Below are 25,008 nucleotides of genomic sequence, written 5' to 3'. Positions count from 1 at the left end.
TACTATCGCCTCAAAACATTAGATTTCATCATCAAATAAACTTAATTGTTGATTCAAAACATCTATAACTGGTTGAAATGAACGTCTATGAATAGGTGTCACTCCATATCTTTTTAAAGCAACTTTGTGTTGTTTGGTTGGATAACCTTTATGTTTTTCAAAACCATATTCAGGATAAATCTGAGCATATTCATTCATAATGCGATCACGTGTTACTTTCGCAAGAATACTCGCTGCCCCAATGCTTAATGACTTTCCATCCCCTTTAATAATGGATTGATGTTCAATCACATCACCTAAAGGCATAGCATCCGTTAAAGCATAATCAGGTTGAATAGAAAGATGTTGAATCGCATCAAGCATCCCTTTTTTACTTGCTTGATAGACATTCAAACGATCAACCATTTCTACGTCAATGATTTCAATTTGATATGCTAAAGCATCTTGAATAATCACATCATATAGAGCTTCACGTTTTTTCTCTGTTAATTTTTTAGAATCATTAATCTTTTCATTATAATAACCTTGAGGAAAGATAACGGCACCAACGACCAATGGTCCTGCCATAGGGCCTCGTCCTGCTTCATCCAAACCAACAATATATTTCTTACCTAATGCGTAAGCTTCTTGTTCAAATTTTAAACGTTCACACATGTTGGACTCTCCCATGTTATTTGACCAATGCTGCCATCATTAATTTCACTAAAGAAAAGTTCCATGACACGATCATAATCGGTTTCACCTCTTAAAGGTTTAATTTTTCTAACTTTTGCAATATGATCAAAAGTCTCAACAATCCAATTATCATCATCTAAATCTATTTCTAATTGATAGCGTTCTTTTAATAACTGCGGATAATTTTCAGTCAAGTAACGCATCGCTGCAATAAATAAATCATCCAACGGCAAAATACTTTGTTTAATCGAACCCAACAACGCAATATTTTTAGCCACATGTTCATCATCTAATTTTGGCCATAATACACCCGGTGTATCAAATAATTCAAAATCTTTCGCAATTCTAATAATCTGCTGCGCTTTTGTGACACCTGGTTTATTACCCGTTACAGTTGCTTTACGATTCGCCAATTTATTAATAAAAGTTGATTTTCCTACATTAGGAATACCTAAAACCATAGCACGAATAGCTCTTGGTTTTAAACCTCGTGCTTTTTCTTTTTCCATTTTTTCCTTTAAAACATGACGACATTTTTCAATGACTTTTTGATATTCATTAAAATTCTTTAAATTGACACTCATAGCCTGATAACCACATTGTTCATAATATTGAACCCACTGCTTTGTATAACGATCATCAGCCATATCTTTTTTTGTTAAAACAATCAGACGTGGTTTGTTTTTGGTAATCTCATTAATCATTGGATTTTTAGATGAATAAGGCGCACGTGCATCAACAAGTTCAATCACAATATCAATGACCTTGATTTTTTCACTGATTTCTCTTCTGGCTTTAGCCATATGTCCAGGAAACCAATGGATATTCATTTTTGCATTTTGATTAGCCATATTTTCACCACCTTTAATCAATCCATTGAATATCCGAAAACGGATAAATCACTAAACCTTTCATACCCACAATATCATCCAAAGTAAAAGGACCTAAATCTCTTGAATCCGTTGAACGCAAACGATTATCACCCATCACAAAAAATTCACCATCTTGTAAAGTCACTTCAAAATCATCTGTAAACTGTTCAACATTATAAGTGATTTTAGACTTTTCTACAAAATCATCATCCAAAAAATCCTGTTCAATATGTTCTCCATTAATATATAACTCATCATTTAAAAATTTCACTGTCTCATTAGGAAGTCCAATCACACGTTTAATAATTTTTTCATTGAGTTGTTGACTTTCTAACACAACAATGTCAAATCTTTGAATATGATCCTCTTTAATTCCTGTAGCATTAATCATTGCTATACTATGATTATGTAAGGTATTTTCCATCGATACCCCTTCAATTCTAACTGGTATGACAACAAACTTAAAAATACCAATTGTTAGTGCAATGACAACGATAATCTCAATAATGGAAATATAAATTTTCTTTTTATTCATAGCTATCGCTCCTCATCATTTCTCAATTCTTTTTTATTATAGCTTTAAAATATAAAAAAGGCTAGAAAAAAGTATGGGAAAATCCCATACTCTTATTTACGAATTTCTTTAATTCTTGCAGCTTTTCCTGATAATCCACGTAAGTAATGTAATTTAGCTCTACGTACTTTACCAATTTTAGCAACTTCAATTCTATCAATGATTGGTGAATGAAGTGGGAAAACTCTTTCTACACCAACTTGGTAAGAGATTTTTCTAACTGTGAAAGTTTCAGAAATTCCTCCACCTTTTCTAGCGATACAAACACCTTCAAATAACTGAGTACGTGTTTTGTCACCTTCTTGAATTTTAACATAAACTTTTAAAGTATCTCCAGGTTTAAAATCTGGAATGTCATTTCTTAATTGTTTTTTTGTAATTTCTTGTACTAATTGCATATTCATAATATGACTTCCTCCTTCACAATATTTATCTACGAAGTTCATACGTTTTCTAACCAGCGGAGCTTCTGCGTCCAAAGACTAAGAAATACTACCATTTTTTATTATAAAAATCAATCTTTTTTTGTGATTTTTTCTAACATTTTTAATTCTTCATCACTAAAATTTCTATTTTTCAATAAATCAGGGCGTTTTAAATATGTCTTCTTTAAAGATTGTTCTAAACGCCATTGACGAATATGCTCATGATGTCCACTCATCAAAACATCGGGTACACAATTGCCATCATATTCGTAAGGACGAGTATATTGTGGGTATTCCAACAATCCTTGACTAAATGAATCATCTTCATGAGAGGCTTCACGAATGGCTCCTTCCAATAAACGAATAATTGCATCACAACACACCATGCTGGCAAGTTCTCCACCCGTTAAAACATAATCTCCTATTGACAATTCCATATCTACATAATCACGAATACGTTCATCAAAACCTTCATAATGTCCACAAATAAAAATCAAATGTTTTTCTAAAGACAACTGATAACTTAATTCTTGATGAAAGGTCTGACCCTGTGGAGACATCAAAATGACTAAACTATCCGGTGTCGTTAAAGACTTTAAACAATCAATAATCGGTTGGCACATTAATACCATTCCCTGCCCCCCACCATAAGGATAATCATCTACTTTTTTATGTTTATTATCAGCAAATTCTCTAAAATCATGAATACGAACATCTACAACCTCTGATTCAATTGCCCTTTTAATAATTGAAGTCTTTAAAAATCCATCAAACATTTCTGGAAACAATGATAAAATATCAATCTTCATCATAGAATCCCTCTATTAAATGAACATCAATACGCTTATTTTCAATATCTTCTTCCTTGACAAAAGCATCTACATAAGGAATCATAATCTTTTGTGAACCTTGGACAACCAAAATATCATGATGATCATATAATTGCACATCTTGAACACGCCCAATCAATTTTCCATCATTATAAACTTCACAACCAATAATATCACTGATATAGTATTCATCCTCATCTAACAGACTCTCATCTTTATATCCATAAAGTAGACAACCTTTATATTTTTCTACCAAATTAATATCATGATAACCTTCAAAAGTCACTAAAACATGTCCTTTGTGAAAACGATGTGTTGCGACTGTTACCTCGATTTCCTGACCTTGATAAGCAATCAAAAGTTTGGCACCTTTTGCAAATCTTTCTTCTACAAAATCAGTTGATGATTTGACTTTTAATTCACCTTTGATACCATGTGTATTGACAATCTTTCCAACAATAACCTGCTCCATAATATCCTCCTTTAATAAAAAATAGATGTGGAACCACATCTATTCTCCATAAGATTCAAATTTGATGTCTAATTTTTGATGATTTAAACGTCCACTTACTGACATAAATTGACGAATAGAATTAGCCATCATACCTTTTCTACCAATAAGTCTTGCAATATCACTTTTTGATGCATAAACATATAAAACAATTGTATCTTCATCTAAAGAAGGCATTTGTCTTACTTCTAATTTATCTTTTTCAACAACAAGTTCTCTTGCAAGGTCTTGTAAAGTTTTGACGTAATCCACTTTATATCACCAGCTTATTTTTTTGCTTTTGAATCAGCAAATTTTTTCATAATACCTTTTTGGCTTAATAAGTTTCTTACTGTATCAGATGGTTGTGCACCTTTGCTTAACCATGCTAAAGTTTCTTCTTCTTTGATTGTAACGGCTGCAGGATTTTGTCTAGGATCATAAGTTCCTAATTGTTCTAAGAAACGTCCATCTCTAGGCATTCTTGAATCTGCTGCTACAATTCTATAATATGGTGCTTTTTTGGCACCCATTCTTTTTAATCTAATTTTTACTGCCATAATCTTTCCTCCATTTATTGATTTTGCTATCCTAGTATAGCATATTTTCATAATGTGTCAAGTATTTTTACTTAACATCTTTTATTTTTAATGAAAGCATATGTTTAATAACTTCTTTCAATAACAAACCAATACATGTAATAATCATTGTTAAAATAAATTGAGAATAAGTTAACATTGTTAAATGTAATAACTGATGGAATAAAACAACTGCTAAAACAAACCCTAAAACCATTGTCACACAAACAAACAAACGTAATTTTGTCATTGGAAAGCTAGCAACAATAACAGCTTGCATACTGATACAAGCCAAGGCAAAATACATCATTGTAACACTTTGTTCCATTGAAATATGAAATAATGGAGAGCCAGTATACACCAATAAGAAACACAATAACACACCACAAGCATGTGGGAGTGTATTTTTAAAAACTGTTGGTAAGAATTTTCCTTTAATTTTCTCTGTTTGTGGTTCTAATAAAGTAAGAAATGATGGATAAGCTTCAATTGCTAAGTCGATCAAAGTAATTTGTATCGGAATAAACGGGAATGGAATGTTGCAAATGGCACAAGCAATTGTTAAAACTAGCGAATAAATCGTTTTGATAAAGAAAACACTTGCCACACGTGTTAAGTTATTAACAACACGTCGCCCTTCTAAAACAACATCAGGTAAACATGAAAATTCTGAATTCAATAAAACAATCTGTGATAGCTGTTTGACAGCTTCACTTCCTTCAGCAATTGCAATACTACAATCTGCTTCTTTGAGTGCTAACATATCATTGACACCATCACCCGTCATTGCCACAATATGCCCTTGCCTTTTTAAGGCTTCAACTAGCCACTTTTTTGTTGGGGTGTCACACGTCCAAAGACAGAATACTGATTAACCAGTTCATCCATATGATTTTTCGCATTATGAAATTCACTCATATCAATATAACGATCATAGTTTTTAAGCCCTGCCATTTGAGCAATTTTAGAAACAGCCAACACATGGTCACCAGAGATAACTTTCACATCCACACCTTGACTATCAAAATACTGCAATGTTTTTTCTACATCTTTACGAATCATATCTGTTAAAACAATCGCTAATATGGGTGTCACTTCAGGTAATGTTTTTTTGGCATCAATATCATGATTTGTATAAGCAATAATAATCACACGTTTCCCTGATTCTATTTCTTTTAAAAGTGAATCAGGCAAAGTTTTCATTAAACGTTCAGGTGCTCCCATCACAATACTTCCAAAACCATCAAAGGTCATAGCACTCCATTTTCTTTGAGATGAAAAAGCTATTTTTTGATTGGGCTGATGCCTATCATTGAGTGTAAAATGTTCACATATCGCTTGATAAGTGGCATTATTATCATCACTGTAATGTAAATAAGAACCAAAATAGCTTTGAAATTGTTCTAAATGCTTCGTTGATAAAGTTTCTACTTTTTCAACCTTCATCTTTCCATTGGTAATTGTCCCTGTTTTATCTAAACACAATGTATCAACATGTGCCAATGTTTCTAAAGAATAGATATCTTGAATCAAAATTTTCTGTTTTGCAAGTTTTGTGACTCCAGCTGCCAGACTCACACTCATCAATAAAACCAGACCCTTTGGTAACATTCCTAGTAACCCTGCTGCACTACCAACAACAGCATCAAATAAAATATCCTGTCTTAAAAAATAAGCTTCTAAAAATAAAATAATTCCTAAAGGAACAATCATAAAACTCGTTACTTTTGTCACTTGACGCATAGAATTCAGCAGTTCTGATTGCAATTCTTTGGCTTTTTTGACTTCACTTGTCAAACGAGAAGTATAGTTATCATTTCCAACATGAATGACCTGAGCATAACATTTTCCACTTATAACACTACTTCCTGAAAGCAAAGCACTTTGAGATATTTTATGAATCGCATCAGATTCTCCTGTTAATAATGATTCATTGGCTTCAATTTCACCATCTAAAACCACACTATCGCAGCAGATTTGATCTCCTGCCTCTAAAATCATGACATCATCTAAAACAACCTTATCAACACTAATCGTCTGTTCATGACCATCTCTTAAAACTTTTACATGAGGAATCATCAATAATGATAATTCATCAACTAATTTTTTAGCATGAATCTCTTGAATAATCCCAATACATATATTGGTTATAATAATGACAATAAAAACAAGATTCGTCCATGCTCCAACGAGCGCTAAAGCAATCGCAATCAAAACATTTAATAAATTAAATAATGTACATATATTTTCACGAAAAATCTGTGAATAGCTTTTACTAATTGTTTTTTGTTGTTGATTAACTTCACCATTTTCTTGGCGTTGTAAAACTTCTTGTTGTGTCAAACCATACTTTTGATTTTGTTCCATGATTAAATCTCCATTCATTTCCAAAATTTATATTCATATACAAAATATTTTTTTGATTATAGCACCTATCATTTCATTTGACTATTATTTTTATCTTAAGATTTTGTTAAGATTATCTTTTGTTTATGTAAATTTTCATTTGTCTTACATAAATAATAATATGCTAGCTTAAATCATCATGTTTTTCATCAAAATGTCAAAATTTGTATTATAAAAAGGATTGTCTATATGAGAAACAATCCTTCCAAGATTTGATTTGTTTAGATAACACATCAAGCATGAAACAACTTAAAAAATAGTTTCTTTAACTATTGCAGTTTTGACAACCCATAAACAATCGCACCACCAAAAAGAACTGCGACTAAAGATGTCATTACTAATCCCACATCATAGCTTACATCAAAAGGAATCAATACTAAAGATGAGGCAATGACTAAACCTAAAATCAAACTTAAAAAACCAGCTTTATGTGTCTTTGTAAAATATTGACATAATTTAGCACTAACGACAATACCTAGAGCAATACCAATGGCCATAAAACCTAAAGGCATAATAACATCTAATCGAAAACTCGTTACATTTGCTAAATATGATTTAAATAAATAATATTCACCTAAAATCAATAGCACCATGCTGCCACTCACACCTGGCATAATCATTGTAGCCCCACTAATTGCTCCCATAACCATCATTTTTATAAATAAGTTACTGCTTAAAGCAGGAAAATCAGGATTAACAATCGTTTTTCCTTCACCTGGATTTAAATATTCTAAACCAAAGACAATCACCAAACCAGCTATAAATGGAATAATGGCTAAACGTTCCCCTTTCATTTCATTTTTAATAAATAAAGGGATACTAAAGGCAATCAAACCAATAAACCAATAAATCGTTTGTGTTGGATAATATTCAAATAAAACTTCTAGAATTTTAGCAAAGCCAATAATTCCAATTGCCGCTCCAACTAACACTTGTAAAATAAAAATAATATCATCTTTACGATGAGAATTTTCTTTTTTAAAGACACCACTAATAGCATCCATCATGCGATTAAAGATTCCTAGAATAACCATCATAGTTCCTCCACTCACACCTGGAATCACATTAGCAATACCAATTGCAATACCACCAATAATATTCTTTAACATTTTTATATTCTCCTTTACAGTTTACTCACTATTATAATAAAATATAACCCTAATCACAAGTTATATTTTTGTTTAACGACTTAAAATGCCTATTTTTAACAAGATAAATCATTTATTAAGGATAATATCGTTCCTTGATTTATTGCATAAGAACATGAAATGCATGATATGAAAGATAAAAAAGACAATGTTTATCAAAAGATTTTCATTGTCTTTTACCATTAACTATCTTTTCTTTTTCTTCTTATGTCTTTCTTTTTTACGATTTGGATTAATAGGCATACGTTTTTGTGGTTTTTGGGTTGGCATACCTGTTGTTGGATCGATATTTCCCATTTGTTTCATCATCTGTTTAGAAGCCTCAAACTGTTTCAATAAACGATTAACATCAGCAACACTTCGCCCACATCCTTTTGCAATTCTTTCTTTACGTTTCGCATTCAAAATAGATGGATCACGTCTTTCTTGCAATGTCATAGAATAAATGATAGATTCAGTTAATTTTAATTTCTTATCCGTATCTTCATCATTAATTTGTGGCATTTGAGGCATACCAGGAATCATTTTTAAAATTCCTGATAAAGGTCCTAGTTTTTTAACCTGATGCATCTGTTCAAGCATATCATCTAAACCAAATGTTCCACGTTTCATACGTTCAAAAGTTTTCATTGTTTCTTTTTCATCATAAACATCTTGAACTTTTTCAACTAATGAAACAACATCTCCCATTCCCAAGATACGATCAGCCATACGGTCAGGATAGAATAAATCAATAGCATCTAATTTTTCACCAGTCCCTATGAATTTAATAGGAACATGTGTAATATGGCGAATAGATAAAGCTCCCCCACCACGTGAATCACCATCTAATTTTGTTAAAACAGCACCTGTAATTTGTAAATGATCATGGAATGATTGAGCTACATTGACAATATCTTGTCCTGTTAAAGCATCAACAACTAATAAAATTTCACTTGGATGAACAATATCTTTAATATTCTGTAACTCATTCATTAAAGGTTCATCTATATGTAAACGCCCAGCTGTATCTATTAAAATCACATCATGGTGATTTTGAGAAACATAATCCATTGCTTCTGTCACAATTTGTTCAGCTTTGACATCTGTTCCTTTTTCAAAAACAGGAATATTTAATTGTTCTCCCAATGTTTTTAACTGATCAACGGCAGCAGGACGATAAATATCTGCTGCGACAAGTAATGGTTTTTTACTGTATTTATTGGCTAATAATTTAGCAATCTTTCCAGATGTTGTGGTTTTCCCTGAACCTTGCAAACCAACCATCATAATCACTGTCGGTTTACGAGACAAATCTAATTCACTGACAGTTGTTCCTAATAATTCCACCAATTCATCATGGACAATTTTGACAACAACTTGTCCTGGTTTTAAAGAACCTAAAACATCCTGTCCTAAAGCTTTTTGTTTTGTATTGGCAATAAATTCTTTGACAACTTGAAAATTGACATCTGCTTCAAGTAAAGCTAAACGAATTTCTCGAAGCATCTCATCCATGTTTTCTTCTGTTAAAGTTGCTTGCCCTCTAATCTTTTTTAAACTCTCCTGCAATCTTTCTGATAGAGATTCAAAAGCCATATTTCATCCTCCTATATCTTCTTTAACATTTCTAAATAATCCTGCATTTGTTGATTTCCAATGGACTGATTTTCAATTTTTTCAATCAAATGCAAACGCTGTATATGTTTCTCCATTAAATGTAGCTTTGTTTCATATTCTTCTAAACTTGCCACTGCTCTTTTAATTTGATCATAAACAGCATTACGAGAAACATTAAAATCTTCAGCAATTTCTGATAACGACAAATCTTCTTCATAATATAAAGACAAATACTGTCTTTGTTTTTCTGTCAACAAATCTTCATAACAATCCATTAACAGATTAACTTTTTGGGTTTTTTCTAAATCTGATGCCATGTTATTTCTCCAACAATCCTTTACATAAACCATAGATATATTGTTCAAGATCAAATTCCTGTAAATCATCCATTTGTTCCCCTAAACCAACAAATTTGACAGGAATATTCAAAGCATCTTTAATAGATAAAACAATACCACCTTTGGCTGTTCCATCCATTTTTGTTAAAACCAAGCCAGTAATATCTGTAATCTTAGAAAATTCTTGCGCTTGTGAAACACCATTTTGACCAGTTGTTGCATCAATAACCAACAATGTTTCCTGTGGTCCTTGTGGCACAACACGTTTGATAATACGATTCATTTTTTCTAGCTCATTCATTAAATTAACCTTATTTTGTAAACGACCTGCAGTATCACAAATCAAGACATCAACATTTTGTTCTTTGGCACGTTTTAAAGCATCAAAAACAACTGATGATGGATCGCCACCCTCTTTTCCTTTGACACATTCAATCCCTAAACGTTTCGCCCAAACATCTAACTGATCAATCGCTCCTGCTCTAAATGTATCACCAGCAGCTACCATAACAGTTTTGCCTTCATTTAACATCATATGAGCAAGTTTGGCAATCGTTGTTGTTTTTCCAGCACCATTGACACCAATCATTAAAATCACTGTCAAGTCTTCATTATCATAATTTATCTTTGTTGTCATATAAGAATCATTGGCATAAATGACAAACATTTTATCAATAATGATTTCATTAATTTCTTTAGGATCTCTAATATTTTGTAGACGAACTTCTTTTTTGATTTCATCTACGATGGTCATCACCATATTGACACCAACATCACTCATAATCAAAATATTTTCTAATTCTTCAAAATAATCATCATCTATTTCACGATATCGGGCTGCTAATTCATTAATTTTTGATGATAAAGATGTATTAGATTTATCTAATCCAGCAACATACTTATCATTTTGTTTCGCAGACTTTCCCACTAATGTTTCTTTAATTTTACTAAAAAAGCCCATAAACACCCTCCTCAAACTTATTGACATATCATAAAGATAACACTTCTTGATGATATGTCAATATTTTTTACGATGCACTTGACGCTAAATCAATGGCATCCTTTAATTTGACACTCACTAATTTTGTAACACCTTTTTGTTGCATTGTTGCTCCATAAAGTAAATCACATTCTTCCATTGTTCCTTCACGATGTGTCACAACAATAAATTGTGTTTGTCCTGAAAACTCTCGTAAATATTTTGCAAAACGTTCAACATTGGCAACATCCAATGCAGCTTCAACCTCATCCAAGATACACATTGGTACTGGTCTCACACGTAAAATCGCAAACAAACATGAAATCGCAATCAATGCTTTTTCTCCACCTGAAAAAAGCGTAATATTTTGGACAGCTTTTCCTGGTGGCTGCACATCAATATCAATACCCGTTTCTAAAATATTATCGGGATCACTATATTTTAGCTCAGCTTTTCCACCACCAAACAAGTTTCTAAAGACAATATTAAATTCATGATTGATTTTTTCAAACGTTTCACTAAAACGTGAAACCATAATTTCATCCATTTCATCTATGGCTTTTAAAATACTATCTTGTGCATGAATCAAATCTAAACGTTGATGATTTAAAGTTTCATAACGTGTTGACACTTCTTCATAATCTTCAATCGCCTGTAAATTGACATGTCCTAAAGAATCAATCTGATGTCTTAACAAACGGACTTCTTCTTTGGCTTTTTGCATATCAATATCTTGTGAATATTCTTCTTTAGCAAATTCATAGGTCATTTTATATTCTTCATTTAAACACTGTAAATGATTATTGAGTTCTGTTTCTTGTTTAGCTTTATCCACTTGTTTTTGTGTCATATCACTTTGAATCTGTCTTAAATGCTGGCGTGTCATTTTCAAGACATCTTCTAACTGATCATTTTCATTGACAAAACTCATACGTAATTCTCGTTTAGCCTGAATGCTTTCCGTTAAACGATCTCTTAATTTCTTTGCTTCATTGAGTTCCTGAAGTAATTGATTATCCTGTGTTCCTTTTTCTATTTCTGATAATTCAACACTTTGATGTGTTAAACTTTCATACTCACTTTTAGCAATCTGTAATTCACTTTTTTATTTGTAACAACAAGTTCCAATTTAGCAAAAGACATTTGTTTTTGTAGTAAGTTATGTGAAATCTCTCTAGCCTGATTATCAAGTTCATTAAGTTTCGCTTTTTTCATTGTCATATCTTTTTCACTTTGACGAATATTTTTTCTAAAAGTTCCAATTCTCTTTTATTGGTTAACATGGAAGAGGATTGTTTAAAACTCCCACCAGTTAATGAACCGCCAACATTAATAACTTCACCACCTAATGTCACAACTTTATATCTTGCAAAAGTGGCTTTCGACAACAACGAAGCATTTTCTAAAGTATCAGCTAAAATCACATGTCCTAATTGATTTGATACAATACGTTGAATCTTTTGAGGATATTGAACAAAATCACTCATCACCCCAAGATAACCTTGCGTATTTTGACAAACCAATTGATGTTCTTCACGTAACTGACGCTCTTTCATTGTTATTATTGGTAAAAAAGTAGCACGACCTGATTTATTATTTTTTAAAAATGAATTGCATTTCTTGCATCTTCATCATGATCAGTGACAATAAACTGCATTGCATTTCCTAATGCTACAGCTAAAGCTGTTTCATATTCAGGCGCTGTTTCTAATAAATCTCCTAAAACACCCACAATGCCAGGTAAAGAATCTTTAGCTTTTAAAATCGAACGAACACCATAACTATATCCCGATTTATTTTCGACCAAATCTACAAGCTGTTCCTTACGATGACGATCATTATGTAACTTTAAATTTAAATTTTCAATATTCTGTCTTAAATTATTCATTTCAGCACGATTTTTTCTTGAAAAGCCTCTAAAGTCAATTTTTCTTCTTTTGTTTCATTATAACGATTCACACGATCATTATATTCACTAATAGCATCCTGTAAAATAGCTTTGAGCTGTTCCATTCGTGCCTCTAAATCTTCTTTATTCGTTGTCTCTAAAATATGTTTACGATTGGCATCAATTTCAACTTTTTGTGTTTCTAATTGATTGACATTATTCATTGCTGTTAAAAGCTGTCCTTGTAAACCATTGACTTCCTGATCTAAATCAAACATCTTTTTCTTTAAACTTTCATTTTGTTGTTCATTGATTAAGATTTGTCCTTCAATCGTTACTTTTTCTTTATCTAATAAATCTAAAGATTGATTTAATTCATTTAATGAATCAGATAAACTTTCAATTCCTTTAACAAGCACATTCACTTCAATAGATTGTAACTGATCTTTTAAATCAACATAAATTTCAGCTTTTTCTTTTTGACGTTTTAAAGGTGTAATTTGTTTTTCAAGTTCTAAACAAATATCTTCAACACGATCCAAATTATCTTTCGTACGTTCAAGTTTTCTAATAGACTCTAGTTTTCTTTTCCTATATTTCGCTACACCTGCTGCTTCTTCAAACATCCCACGTCTTTCTTCTGGCTTACTGTCAGCAAAGGTTGAAATATTCCCTTGTGAAATAATCGAAAGAGAATCTCTTCCTAAACCCGTATCCATAATTAAATCAACAATATCCTTTAAACGACATGGCTCTTTATTGATCAAATATTCCCCTTCATTATTTTGACGATATAAACGTCTCGTAATTTCCACTTCATTATAATCCACATTCATAAAACGATCTTCATTATCAAAAACCAGTGTGACTTCTGCCACATTTTGGGCTTTACGATCCTCACTTCCGTTAAAAATAACATCTGCCATATTCGAACCACGAAGTGATTTCACGGATTGTTCTCCCAAAACCCATCTTACTGCATCACTAATATTTGATTTTCCACAACCATTTGGTCCAACAATACCAGTAATACCAGGTTGAAATTCAATAACTGATTTATCTGCAAATGATTTAAAACCATGTAATTCAATTCTTTTTAAATACATAGATAAATTCCTTTCTAAGAATGATTCTCTTTTTTCATGAGCTTTTCACTAATATAAAATGTTTTATTTTGAGGTAAATAAATTGTAAAACGACTTCCACCCTCTTCACGTGATACAACATCAATGCGTCCATGATGTAAATCAACAATTCTTTTAACAATGGATAATCCTAAGCCATTCCCTTCAACACTTCTTGATTTATCCTGACGATAAAAACGTTCAAAAATATGTGAAATAGCCTCTTTACTCATACCAACACCCGTATCTTCAATACTCACTTCTATCTCTCTAGATGTTTTTTTGACATGAATCATAACAACCCCATTATCTTGTGTATATTTGATTGCATTATTAATGAGATTAATCCATACTTGTTCTAAACGTGATTCATCACCCACAATACGAATATCATTTTTAGGCACTTCAAATTCAATCTCAATATTTTTACTTAACGCAAAATTATCCTGTGTTTCCACAACACGATTTAACTGTTCAATTAATGAAAATTCACTTGTTTCCAGTTTGACATCTTCACCCTCTAATAAAGTAAGCTGTAACATATTTTTAGAGAGAGTAGATAAACGTTTGCTGTGGAACAATATAATATCCGCATATTTTTGACGTTGTTCATCACTTAACTGTTCATTTTTTAAAATAGTTGCAAAACCTTGAATAGCTGTTAAAGGCGTCTGAAACTCATGAGAAACATCAGAAATAAATTGTTGACGTGTTTCATCCTGTTTAGCCAATTGTTGTGCCATCTGATTAAAACTACGATTTAATCGGGCAATCTCATCTTTTCCAGTATAATTAACACGAACACGATAGTTTCCTTTTGAAAGTTCATTCGTCGCTTTAATCAAACGCGAAATCGGTTTAACAATAATATCAGCAATCACTAAAAAAGTAATACTACCAGCAATCAACATACAAAAGACTGCAATCAATGCTGAATCTAAAAAAATCATTTCTCTTTTACTCATATCTTTTTGAACATAAATAATATATTTTTGATTATTCATTTCAAAAGATTTTGCATAAATACGAATAGATGAATCTTTTAATATCAAACTTTCCCCATTATTATTTTCAAGAAACTGTGTATCTTGTGTTGATAAATGCTGTCCTTTTATATTTCCATAAACATATTTTTGATTGTCTGTTTCAATATAAAAACTCACTTCAGATGTTGCCGCATAACCTTGCAAGATCTTATCAAGATCGTTTTCATCAATCATACTCAAAAAATCTTCAATTAATTCCGTAGAATTCTTTAATTCTTCAACTGCTAACAATCCCAGTTCATTTGCATTTTTACGCAATGAAAAATATCCTGCAATTGAAAAACTAAATAAAATACTGACTAAAAATCCAATGATTAATTTTCCATAAATGGATTTCATGACTCAACCTCAATCTTATAACCTATTCCTCTCACTGTCACAACTTTAAATCCAGGTAAATGCCCCAAATTCTCACGAATACGTTTAATATGAACATCAACTGTACGATCAAAGCCATCATAATCCATTCCCCATATTTTCTCAATCAATTGTTCACGGGTAAAAATCTGATTTGGATTTTTAGCTAATTCAAAAGCCAATTCAAACTGTTTCAAAGGTAAATGAATTGTTTGATCTTTGTAACGAATTTCATATTTATCACCATCAAAAATCACATCACGCAATGTAACTATGTTTTGACTATTAATACTATATCTTTTTAAAATTGTTTTAACTCTCGCTAATAACTCATCAGGATCAAATGGTTTTGTCACATAATCATCAATACCTAATGAAAATCCTCTTAATTTATCAGCTGATTGTGATTTAGCTGTCAACATAATCACAGGAATATCTTTCATTTCCTTCATTTCTTCAACAAGTTGGAACCCATCCATCACTGGCATCATAATATCCACAATAGCCAAATCAATATATTCATTTTCTAAAATTTCCAAAGCTTCCTCTCCACTTGCAGCCTGAACTACTGAAAAACCTTCTTTATCCAAATAAAAACGTATTAATTCTCTAATATGTTCTTCATCATCAACAATTAAAATTTTTGATTTCATAATCTTTCCACCTCAATTCATTTTGTAATTATATCATAATTATCAGTGAATTCCTATATTTATTGTCATTCATTGACAAATATACCACACTTTGTTTCCAAAACAAAAACAACACAAGCGTGTTGTTCTTATTTCTTTTGAAATGGTCTAAAAAATGATTTTCTTTTCATCACTTTCATCAATTCTTTAGCACCATCAACATGTGCATCCAATGCTTTTTGACACCAGTATTTAGCGTCTTGAAGTGACACCTTTGTGCCTTGTCCATAAACATAGGCTCTAGCAAGATTCAAATAAGCATTATCATTATCAAGTTTAGCAGCTTCTAAGAATAGTTCAAAGGCTTTCTTAAAATCTTTGTCAACACCATCGCCCTCTTTATAACAAACACCTAAATTATTCATAGCTCCAGCATGTCCATATTTGATAGCCTTTTGATAATAATAAATCGCTTTTTCTTTATTCTGCCATTTTTCGCCAGCTTCAAAATCATATAAAACAGCTAAATTATAGATTGAAGAAGGATGATTCATATCTGCACCCTGTTGAAAATAATCAATCGCTTTTTGATAGCTTTGATCAACACCTTTTCCTTCTTTATAAAGATTTCCAAGTGCATAATAAGCTCTTGGTGACTGCAATTCTAAGGCTTTTTGATAATAAGCTAGGGCTTCACTATAAGATTGTTCTAAAACACCCCACTCATACATCTTTCCAATTTCAATATATCCATCAGCAACACCTTTTTTACCAGCTGCCAAATAATAATCAAAAGCCTTTTGAACATCTTGTTCAACACCCAATCCTTCATCATAACAACGTCCCACATGATACAATCCTCGAGGCCATTGACCTTGAGCTGCCTCATTATATTTTTCAAAAGCTAATAATAAATTAATTTCTGTACCAATTCCATATTCATAACAAGAACCCAAATTACAATAAGCTGGCCAATATCGAGAATAACTAGCTAATTCATATAACTGAAAAGCTTTCTTAGTATCTTTTGGACAGCCACGTCCTTCTTCATAAAGAATTCCTAAATTAGATAAAGCACGAGGATAATTTTTTTGGGCAGCCAACTCATAATAATGTTTAGCTTGTTCAAAGTCCTGATCAACACCAATGCCCTGTTCATAGCAGAATGCCAAATTACATTGACACACTTCATCGTCTTGATTAGCTCCGGCTAAATAATAATCAAAAGCTTTGAAAGGATCTTCTAAAACACCACGTCCTTCTTCATACATCAAGCCGAGCGAACATAAAGCACGTGGATTATTTTGTTGACTTGCTAGTTCATAATAATGCAATGCTGCTTGATAATCCTGTTCAACGCCAATCCCATCTTCATAACAATAACCTAAACGCCATAAAGCCACATCAAAACCTGCATCACCAGCTTGTTGATAACAAGCAATGGCTTTTGTTAAATCTATCTCTACACCAATTCCCAATTCATAACAGCACCCTAGATTTGTTAAACCTCGCAAGCTGCCGTATTCACTTGATTTTTGATAACATTCAACTGCCTTTAACTCATCTTTCACACAACCAAATCCATTTTCATAATAATAACCAAGTGTACATATCGCTGCCCCATCTTTCAACAAGGCTGCTTTTTGGTAATAATGAAAAGCTTTTTTCTCATCTACCTGACCATCCAGTAATCCTTCTTGATAAATATATCCTAAACAACAAAGAGCACGAGGATATTCATAAGAAGCAGCTTTTTCATACCATTGAACAGCTTGATGATAATCAGGCTTGTCTTCAATGCCTTGTTCATACAAATAACCCAAATTACACATAGCTCTTAAATTACCTTGATCAGCAGATTTTAAATAATATTCCTCTGATATTTGAAGATTCTTTTCAACACCGATTCCCATTTCATAACAATATCCTAAATTGCATAAAGCGACATCATAGTTCAAATCAGCTGCCTGTTGATAAATTTCAACAGCTTTTGTCAAATTTTGTTTTGTACCAATACCTGCTTCAAAACAATAACCCCAATTCGTCATACCACGCAAATTACCAGCCTGAGCAGATTGTTGATAATATGCAAAAGCCTTGTTTTCATCCTTATCAACGCCAATCCCCATCTCATAGTAATAACCAAGTGTACATAATGCTTGTGGATCATCCATATCAGCAGCTTTTTGCACATATTCAAAAGCGAGTTTTTCATTTTTTTCAACATCTATTCCATTTTCTAAATAATAAGCATATTTATTCATTGCATAAGGGTAACCCAAATCAGCACTGCGTTTTAAATATTCTAATGCCAAAAGTGGTTGTTCATTTTCAATCATATGTCCATAAGCCATCATAGCACGTGGATAACCCATATGAGCACTTTGCAAATACAATTCTTTGGCACGATTCAAATCAACTTCAACACCAATTCCCATTTCATAACAATAAGCAAGATAACAATGTGCTGGAGCATAGTTTTGCTCAGATGCCTGTTGATACCAGTAAACAGCTTGTTCTGGGTCTTTGTCAACACCTTCTCCAACCTCGTAAAAATAACCCAGTTGGAGCTGTGCGACTGCTAAACCTTCTTTGGCAGCATCCAAATACCATGAAGCCGCCTGAACATAATCTTTAGGTACACCCATGCCCATTTCATAGCAATAGCCAATACTATATTTCGCTTGCGTATAACCCAAATCAGCTGCCTGTTTATAATATGTCATGGCTTTGACTTCATCTTTTTCTGTCCCATATCCATAACAATAACATTCACCTAAATAATATAAAGCACGAGGATACCGATCTTGAGCTGACTTATCAAAATATTCAAAAGCTAACACTTCATCTTTTGGGCATCCAATTCCTACTAAACAACAATAGGCAAAGTTACAAGCGGATAGACTATCACCTAAATCAGCTGCTTGACGATAATAGATGACAGCCTGCTGCTGATTTTTTTCAACACCTAAACCTATCTCATTCATATATCCTAATGAACAAATTGCTTTAGCATGCAAGTGATAAGCTGCCTTGGTAAACAATTGATAGGCACGATATTCATCCTGAACTTTTTCCTGTCCATTCATATATTGCAAGCCAAGACGAAACAATTCTTCATCTGACAACATAAATTCATTATCTTCCTCTAAAGGATAAGCTGATAATAAACAGACATCCACACCTTTAACAACATGATTATCTTCAATATAATAATGTTCTTCTTGTAAATAAGGTGACTGACTTAAATCAGGAAAACTGTAAATATCATATTGATTCATTAAATCATATACGGCATTTTCAACTTCTCCTTCTTCACAAAACAATGTTTTAACTTTCATTAAAGCATCCTGACCATAATCATCTTTCAAATAAACCCATGCCATATCAGGATAATCCATTGCGACAAAATCAACTTTCCATTTTCCAAAAAGAGGCTCATACAACTTTAAACGTTTCAATAACTCCTCCATATTATCCCCCTCCTATTTCACTGTAATGGAAGACACAGTTTGTGAAGTTGACTCATCATTAACATATTCAATCGTAACCGTATCACCAACCTTTAAAAATGGTAACTGTGCATTGAGTGATACTGGTGCTATATAAATCTGCTGAGAATCTTGAAGTTGGAAATAATATTGAGAATTTCCATTCACCACAACCTCTTGAATCGCAGTGATTTGTGATGTTAACTCACTATTTTCAAATTCCACCTGTGTTTTTCCATTATCTTTTAATAATGTATAATATTCTTTTTCAGCCTCAGCAACACTATCTCCTACTGAAACAATCTGATAATTACCAACACTCACAAAAGCATATTTTTTAACCAATCCGGCACTATCTTTTAAAGACATAAAATAAGTTGGTTCGCCACCTGCATTAATCAAGATAGGGAAAGTCGCTGTATATTTTAAATCTGTGACTTTTCCTTCAGCAGACGACATAGCAGAGAATTCTTCAGCCCCACTAATCGCATAATATTTAGCTTCTTTGGTACGCATATTGATCAATGCAAACCCAACATTCGAAGCATCATTAGAAACTGAAGTTAAACCAGTATATAAATAGACATCATCATTTAAAGCAATATAATTGTAACCATCCGTTGGTTTTAACACACCCTTTTGAGAAAAAATAGTATTAAAGAAACCATGTGTATATTTTCCCCAGTTATTTAATTGTTCTAGTAATAGTTCAGAAGGATAAACGCGATCAATCCATGTTGGAACATCTTGAATATCATAATATTGACACTCTCCACTAATAGCATCAACTAAAACAGCACCAGTAATGTCTTTTCCACCAAACAGTCCAATTTTATAAGTATAAGTTGGTGCTACCCAATAAGGATGACCATCATCATCAATTTCAAAAGAAGGCGTTTCAAACATCTTCGTTGGATAATGAATACGTAAATGACGATCAATATTTCTAAAGAATAAATCTGAATGTGAATATTTGATACCTTCTTCTAAACGTACGACTTCACTTTCCTGTGTTACCATATCCACACGAATATAAGCAGGTAAACCCTCACTATGATTGGTAAACCATTTAATCAAATCACTATATGATATAGTTGTCACTCTAAAAGGTTTATCTTGATAATTAATTTGAACATAATCATTGTCAACTTCAAATTGTGAAACATAATCCACAATTTCACCCATTTTACGATCTCCTAAACGTTGAGCACTTTCTTTATCTACAACAGGAATCGATTGAAAATTAACTTTAGGATTATCTTGATAAAAATCTGCATTTTTATCAACATTTAATTGTTGTTGATAACTTGATGCAAAAAAGACAGGTGAACTGATTAATTGTCCCGCAAATACATAAACCAACAATAATGCAACGATAGCACTTAAGATTTTGTTTATTTTATCAAATGAAGCCTGAAACAAAGATCTTAAAGCAATAAATATAACCATTTCAATACTTAAAAAGAAAATAAAATCTGGTGATCTTAAATTAATAGGAATCAATACAAAATATTCCACGATTAAAAAGACCACAAAAACAATAATCAACGCTTTTAATGTGCCTCCTTTTTGAGGTTGACGTTGATGAAAAAACTGACGTTGTCTATTTTCTGTCATTCTTGTAAAAAATTTTTCAAATATGTTTTCCATTGATTTTCTCCTTTAATTTTTCTATAAGTTGATTAAGTTCATCTAAAGATTCTAAAGTGGCTCCTGAGGCATATGCATGTCCACCCCCATGAAACAATGCCGCCACTTCATTAACAGGAATTTTGCGACTACGCATACTGACACGATAGTTATTGTCTTTTTTATTTTGAGTAACAGCTAACCATATTTGATATTCTTCAAAATTAGCTAATGTATTAACATAAGATGAACCTTGTTCACGACTCATCTGTAAAGATTGTAAATCTTCATCACTTAAATAATACCAGGCAATCGCTCCATCTTCTTGATAATGATTATAAATAAATTTTGTAATTTCTAAATCTTTTTTTGTACGCATATATAATTGTTGATATAAATCTTCAATGTTGATTTTCATATCCAAAAGATAAGAGGCTGCTTCAAATGTCTTTTGTGATGTTGATTGATATAAAAAACGATTACTATCTCCAATAATTCCTAAATACAAAGCATTAGCTGCCTCTATAGGTATCCTAACTTGCGCCTGTTTCAATAACAAAGTCACAATTTCACTACATGAAGATGCTTTTTCATCTTCAATATTCACATCACCATAAGAATCCACAACAATGTGATGATCAATTTTTAAAATTTGATCACATAAAGTGATATCACCATCAATACGTTCACGATTCGCAGTATCTAAAACAATACCTAATGTATATCCTTTTTGTACTTCTCCTCTATTAAAAGCTGGATAGTATTTTAATAAATCACTTTCCATTTGCCCTGCCAATACAATATTCTTTTGAGGATATAAAGCCTTTAAAGTCCAATACATACCAAACTGTGAACCAAATGCATCCAAGTCCGGATTAACATGTCGATATATAATAATTTGATCATATTCTTTTCTAATTCTTAATATTTTTTCCATCTTTCCATCACCTTTGTCTATCATAATACCATATTATCATATAAATATGAACTTATAAAAAACTAATTCTTAGCTATATTTCTGTTAATAAAAAAGAGTTGAATGAACTCAACTCCTATAATTCTAATAATCTGACTGTATCTCTAGCAATCATCACTTCTTCATTTGTTGGAATCACCATAACTTTAATTTGTGAGAACTGGTGAGAAATCACTCTATTTTCATCACTTCTTATCGCATTTAACTTTTCATCAAGGAAAACACCAAAGGCTTTTGATACATCATCAATAATAAGTCTTCTTAAATAAGCAGCATTTTCTCCAACACCCGCTGTAAAGGCAATCGCATCACAACCACCTAATTCAGCATAGTATGCACCAATATATTTAGAAACAATACGTGCATATAATAAACTTGTTAATAAAGCACGATCATCACCATCATTAAATAAAGCATTTTCAATATCACGTGAATCAGATGAAATACCAGAAATACCAAGCATTCCTGATTTTTTATTGTAGATTTCTAAAACTTCATCAGCTGTTTTATTTAATTTCTTACATAAATAAGGCATAATAGATGGATCAACATCACCACAACGTGTTCCCATCATAACTCCAGCAAGAGGTGTAAATCCCATTGATGTATCAATACATTCACCATTTAAAACAGCCGAAATACTAGCTCCATTTCCTAAATGACAAACAATAATACGTGAATCTGTTGGATTTCCTAACATATCCATCACTTGTTCTGATACATATTTATGACTTGTTCCATGAGCACCATAACGTCTCACTTTTAAATCTGTATAATATTCTAATGGTAGTGGATATAAATATCTTTCTTTATCTAAAGTTTGATGGAAAGCTGTATCAAAAGTAAAGACATGTTTCACTTCAGGCAATTCAGCTTTAAACGCACGATAACCAATCAAATGTGCTGGATTATGCAATGGTGCCAATTCACAAAGTTCTTCAACCTTAGCAACAACATCGTCATCAACCACTGCACTATCACTGAAATATTCTCCACCATGAACAATACGATGTCCTACTGCATCAATTTCTTTTAATTCTTTTACAACACCTTCATCAACCAATGCCTTCAATAACATTTCAACAGCAACCTGATGATCAGGAATTGGACAAGTTGTTGTCTTTTTTCTCCATTATATTTTATTGTAAAAATACCATCATCCATCCCAATTCTTTCAACAATCCCAGATGTAATGACTGTTTCTTCTGGCATCTCAAATAATTGAAATTTTAATGATGAACTTCCAGCATTTACTGCCATAATTTTTGTCATATATTTTTCCTCCTACAATACTAGCATATATCTATTTTACATAAATTGTAGAATAAACACAACAAAAATTTGAAAGCGAATACACATTTCATGAAAGATTGCTTAAAATATAAAAAAACCCTACTCATAATATTCATTATGACTAGGATTTTTTATCATAGCTTAACGACTTTGAGATTGTCTACCTGCCATCTGATTTTGTCCCATTTCAACTAATCTCTTAGTGATTTCACCACCAACAGATCCGTTTGCACGAGCTGTTGCATCAGGTCCAAGATTGACACCAAATTCATTAGCGATTTCGTATTTCATTTGATCAATTGCATTTTGAGCACCAGGAACAACTAATCTGTTTTTGCTTGAATTTTTTGAGTTCATTGCTTTCACCTCCTGACACAATTAGTTTGTGTCAGGATGACAAAATTATTCATTAATTTTCAAATTTTTTTATTTTATAAAAATCAAATTTGTTGCACCTTCTAAAATAAATCATCAACTTCTTGATAATGATCATCAATCACAATAGTTTCACATTGTTCAATACATGTTTCAACCATTGATTGAAAATCCCAAATTTCTTCCAAAGCTTCAGCCTTATAACTTTTTGGTTTTGTTGCAGGTTGTTTAGGAGTGAAAATTGTACAACAATCTTCATGAGGTCTTATCGAAATATCATAAGTTCCAATTTTTTCAGCAATATCAATAATTTCTAATTTATCCATGCAAGCCACTGGTCTAATTACCGGCATACGAATAACTTCATTAATAACTGACATACTTTCTAATGTTTGTGAGGCCACCTGTCCAATACTCTCCCCATTCACAAGCGCTAAACATTGATTTTTTTGAGCCACACCTTCTGCAATACGATACATCATACGTCGCATAATTGTCATCGCATAACTTTCATCACAGTGATCATAAACAGCTAATTGTAAATCAGTAAAAGGGATAATATGAACAGTGATTTTGCCATGTGTATAACGTCTTAATACATCCACAAGATCCAGCACCTTTTCTCTTGCCAGTGCATTTGTATAAGGTGGTGAGGCATAATGAATACATTCAATATCAACCCCACGTTTCATTGTTAGATATCCAGCAACTGGTGAATCAATCCCACCTGATAACATCAATAAGGCTTTACCACCAATGCCTACCGGATAACCTCCAGCACCTTTGATCACATTATCCATCACATATGTACATTCTTTACGTAATTCCACTTTAATCAAAATATCTGGATGATGAACATCAACCTTTAAATCTTTTGTCGTATGATGAAAGATATGTCCAGCAATTGTGGTATTCACATCATGGGAGTGAAGTGGAAAATCTTTATCATTACGTTTCGTTTGAATCTTAAAAGTTTTTCCCTCATTTTTTTCAATAATATCTAAACAAACATCTTTAATCTTTTCTATATCACTTTCTACTTTATAACACAACGAAAATGAATGAATTCCAAAGACTGTCTGTAACTTTTGACATACAGCCTCTGGATTTTCACCATTCAACAAAATATATAGACGATCAAATGACATCTCATATCTCAAATGAGTAAAATCTTTTAATATCTCTTTTGTATTTTGAGTCAATTTACGAATAAAAATTTTACGATTTTTTCCTTTGGTTGTCAATTCTCCAAATCTTACTAAAATATGATTACATTCCATGAA

General features: G+C 32.1%; 24 protein-coding genes and 2 pseudogenes. All 26 read right to left on the bottom strand.

The features are described from left to right. Positions 1-18: 18 nt before the first annotated feature. Entirely contained in the window at positions 19-654 is a 636-nt protein-coding gene (rnhB, locus tag NMU03_RS12980) for a ribonuclease HII (protein WP_290138895.1), read from the bottom strand. Then, positions 639-1,526, bottom strand: a complete 888-nt coding sequence (gene ylqF / locus NMU03_RS12975; RefSeq protein ID WP_290138893.1) for a ribosome biogenesis GTPase YlqF — start codon at positions 1,524-1,526, stop codon at positions 639-641. The genes rnhB and ylqF overlap by 16 nt, the downstream gene beginning before the upstream one ends. Positions 1,527-1,539: 13 nt before the next feature. After that, entirely contained in the window at positions 1,540-2,082 is a 543-nt protein-coding gene (lepB, locus tag NMU03_RS12970) for a signal peptidase I (protein ID WP_290138892.1), read from the bottom strand. A gap of 92 nt (positions 2,083-2,174) precedes the next feature. Beyond that, the gene (rplS, locus tag NMU03_RS12965; RefSeq protein WP_087242903.1) at positions 2,175-2,525 is read right to left on the bottom strand and encodes a 50S ribosomal protein L19; all 351 of its coding nucleotides are present in this window, start codon (positions 2,523-2,525) and stop codon (positions 2,175-2,177) included. A 110-nt stretch (positions 2,526-2,635) separates the two neighbouring features. Further along, the gene (gene trmD, locus NMU03_RS12960; protein ID WP_290138888.1) at positions 2,636-3,355 is read right to left on the bottom strand and encodes a tRNA (guanosine(37)-N1)-methyltransferase TrmD; all 720 of its coding nucleotides are present in this window, start codon (positions 3,353-3,355) and stop codon (positions 2,636-2,638) included. Further along, the gene (rimM, locus tag NMU03_RS12955; RefSeq protein ID WP_290138886.1) at positions 3,345-3,848 is read right to left on the bottom strand and encodes a ribosome maturation factor RimM; all 504 of its coding nucleotides are present in this window, start codon (positions 3,846-3,848) and stop codon (positions 3,345-3,347) included. Before rimM ends, trmD begins: the two co-directional genes overlap by 11 nt. Before the next feature lie 39 nt (positions 3,849-3,887). Beyond that, positions 3,888-4,139: a KH domain-containing protein gene (locus NMU03_RS12950; RefSeq protein WP_087357373.1), complete on the bottom strand. Its 252-nt coding sequence runs from the start codon at positions 4,137-4,139 to the stop codon at positions 3,888-3,890. A 14-nt stretch (positions 4,140-4,153) separates the two neighbouring features. Further along, a complete protein-coding gene (gene rpsP, locus NMU03_RS12945; RefSeq protein ID WP_290138881.1) occupies positions 4,154-4,426 on the bottom strand; it encodes a 30S ribosomal protein S16 in 273 nt (90 codons plus the stop codon). Positions 4,427-4,493: 67 nt separating this feature from the next. Continuing rightward, complete coding sequence (locus tag NMU03_RS12940; protein WP_290142343.1) at positions 4,494-5,231, bottom strand: hypothetical protein; 738 nt, start codon at positions 5,229-5,231, stop codon at positions 4,494-4,496. Between the two features lie 35 nt (positions 5,232-5,266). Beyond that, complete coding sequence (locus tag NMU03_RS12935) at positions 5,267-6,811, bottom strand: HAD-IC family P-type ATPase (protein ID WP_290138879.1); 1,545 nt, start codon at positions 6,809-6,811, stop codon at positions 5,267-5,269. Between the two features lie 308 nt (positions 6,812-7,119). Next, entirely contained in the window at positions 7,120-7,959 is an 840-nt protein-coding gene (locus NMU03_RS12930; protein WP_290138878.1) for a DUF368 domain-containing protein, read from the bottom strand. Positions 7,960-8,184: 225 nt separating this feature from the next. Then, the gene (gene ffh, locus NMU03_RS12925) at positions 8,185-9,576 is read right to left on the bottom strand and encodes a signal recognition particle protein (RefSeq protein WP_290138876.1); all 1,392 of its coding nucleotides are present in this window, start codon (positions 9,574-9,576) and stop codon (positions 8,185-8,187) included. Between the two features lie 11 nt (positions 9,577-9,587). Continuing rightward, positions 9,588-9,914, bottom strand: a complete 327-nt coding sequence (gene ylxM, locus NMU03_RS12920; protein WP_290138874.1) for a YlxM family DNA-binding protein — start codon at positions 9,912-9,914, stop codon at positions 9,588-9,590. Between the two features lies 1 nt (position 9,915). Continuing rightward, positions 9,916-10,896, bottom strand: coding sequence for a signal recognition particle-docking protein FtsY (gene ftsY, locus NMU03_RS12915; RefSeq protein WP_290138873.1), 981 nt, complete (start codon positions 10,894-10,896; stop codon positions 9,916-9,918). Positions 10,897-10,963: 67 nt separating this feature from the next. Then, complete coding sequence (locus NMU03_RS12910) at positions 10,964-11,845, bottom strand: AAA family ATPase (protein WP_290138872.1); 882 nt, start codon at positions 11,843-11,845, stop codon at positions 10,964-10,966. A gap of 131 nt (positions 11,846-11,976) precedes the next feature. Beyond that, positions 11,977-12,135, bottom strand: a complete 159-nt coding sequence (locus tag NMU03_RS12905) for a hypothetical protein (RefSeq protein WP_290138869.1) — start codon at positions 12,133-12,135, stop codon at positions 11,977-11,979. After that, positions 12,132-12,802, bottom strand: a pseudogene (locus NMU03_RS12900) (hypothetical protein). Before NMU03_RS12900 ends, NMU03_RS12905 begins: the two are co-directional and overlap by 4 nt. Then, positions 12,799-13,908, bottom strand: coding sequence for a chromosome segregation SMC family protein (locus NMU03_RS12895; RefSeq protein ID WP_290138867.1), 1,110 nt, complete (start codon positions 13,906-13,908; stop codon positions 12,799-12,801). Before NMU03_RS12895 ends, NMU03_RS12900 begins: the two are co-directional and overlap by 4 nt. A 14-nt stretch (positions 13,909-13,922) precedes the next feature. Beyond that, complete coding sequence (locus tag NMU03_RS12890) at positions 13,923-15,311, bottom strand: sensor histidine kinase (RefSeq protein WP_290138865.1); 1,389 nt, start codon at positions 15,309-15,311, stop codon at positions 13,923-13,925. Beyond that, entirely contained in the window at positions 15,308-15,982 is a 675-nt protein-coding gene (locus NMU03_RS12885; protein WP_290138863.1) for a response regulator transcription factor, read from the bottom strand. The genes NMU03_RS12890 and NMU03_RS12885 overlap by 4 nt, the downstream gene beginning before the upstream one ends. 128 nt (positions 15,983-16,110) lie before the next feature. Next, positions 16,111-19,434 carry an SEL1-like repeat protein gene (locus tag NMU03_RS12880; RefSeq protein WP_290138862.1) on the bottom strand — a complete coding sequence of 1,108 codons (3,324 nt, stop codon included), beginning with the start codon at positions 19,432-19,434 and terminating at the stop codon, positions 16,111-16,113. Between the two features lie 12 nt (positions 19,435-19,446). Next, on the bottom strand, positions 19,447-21,102 hold the full coding sequence (locus tag NMU03_RS12875; RefSeq protein ID WP_290138860.1) for a CvpA family protein: 1,656 nt from the start codon (positions 21,100-21,102) through the stop codon (positions 19,447-19,449). Continuing rightward, positions 21,086-22,018 carry a DHH family phosphoesterase gene (locus NMU03_RS12870; RefSeq protein WP_290138858.1) on the bottom strand — a complete coding sequence of 311 codons (933 nt, stop codon included), beginning with the start codon at positions 22,016-22,018 and terminating at the stop codon, positions 21,086-21,088. Before NMU03_RS12870 ends, NMU03_RS12875 begins: the two co-directional genes overlap by 17 nt. A 115-nt stretch (positions 22,019-22,133) precedes the next feature. Then, positions 22,134-23,329 (bottom strand): annotated as a pseudogene (locus NMU03_RS12865) (acetate/propionate family kinase). Between the two features lie 162 nt (positions 23,330-23,491). Next, positions 23,492-23,707: an alpha/beta-type small acid-soluble spore protein gene (locus NMU03_RS12860; protein ID WP_290138857.1), complete on the bottom strand. Its 216-nt coding sequence runs from the start codon at positions 23,705-23,707 to the stop codon at positions 23,492-23,494. Positions 23,708-23,808: 101 nt separating this feature from the next. After that, positions 23,809-25,005, bottom strand: a complete 1,197-nt coding sequence (gene thiI, locus NMU03_RS12855; RefSeq protein WP_290138855.1) for a tRNA uracil 4-sulfurtransferase ThiI — start codon at positions 25,003-25,005, stop codon at positions 23,809-23,811. Between the last annotated feature and the right edge of the window lie 3 nt (positions 25,006-25,008).

Source organism: Allocoprobacillus halotolerans (assembly GCF_024399475.1).
Taxonomy (GTDB): Bacteria; Bacillota_I; Bacilli_A; order Erysipelotrichales; family Coprobacillaceae; genus Allocoprobacillus; species Allocoprobacillus halotolerans.
The sequence above is the reverse complement of the archived record's forward strand: the minus strand, read 5'-3'. Positions and strand labels throughout refer to the sequence as shown.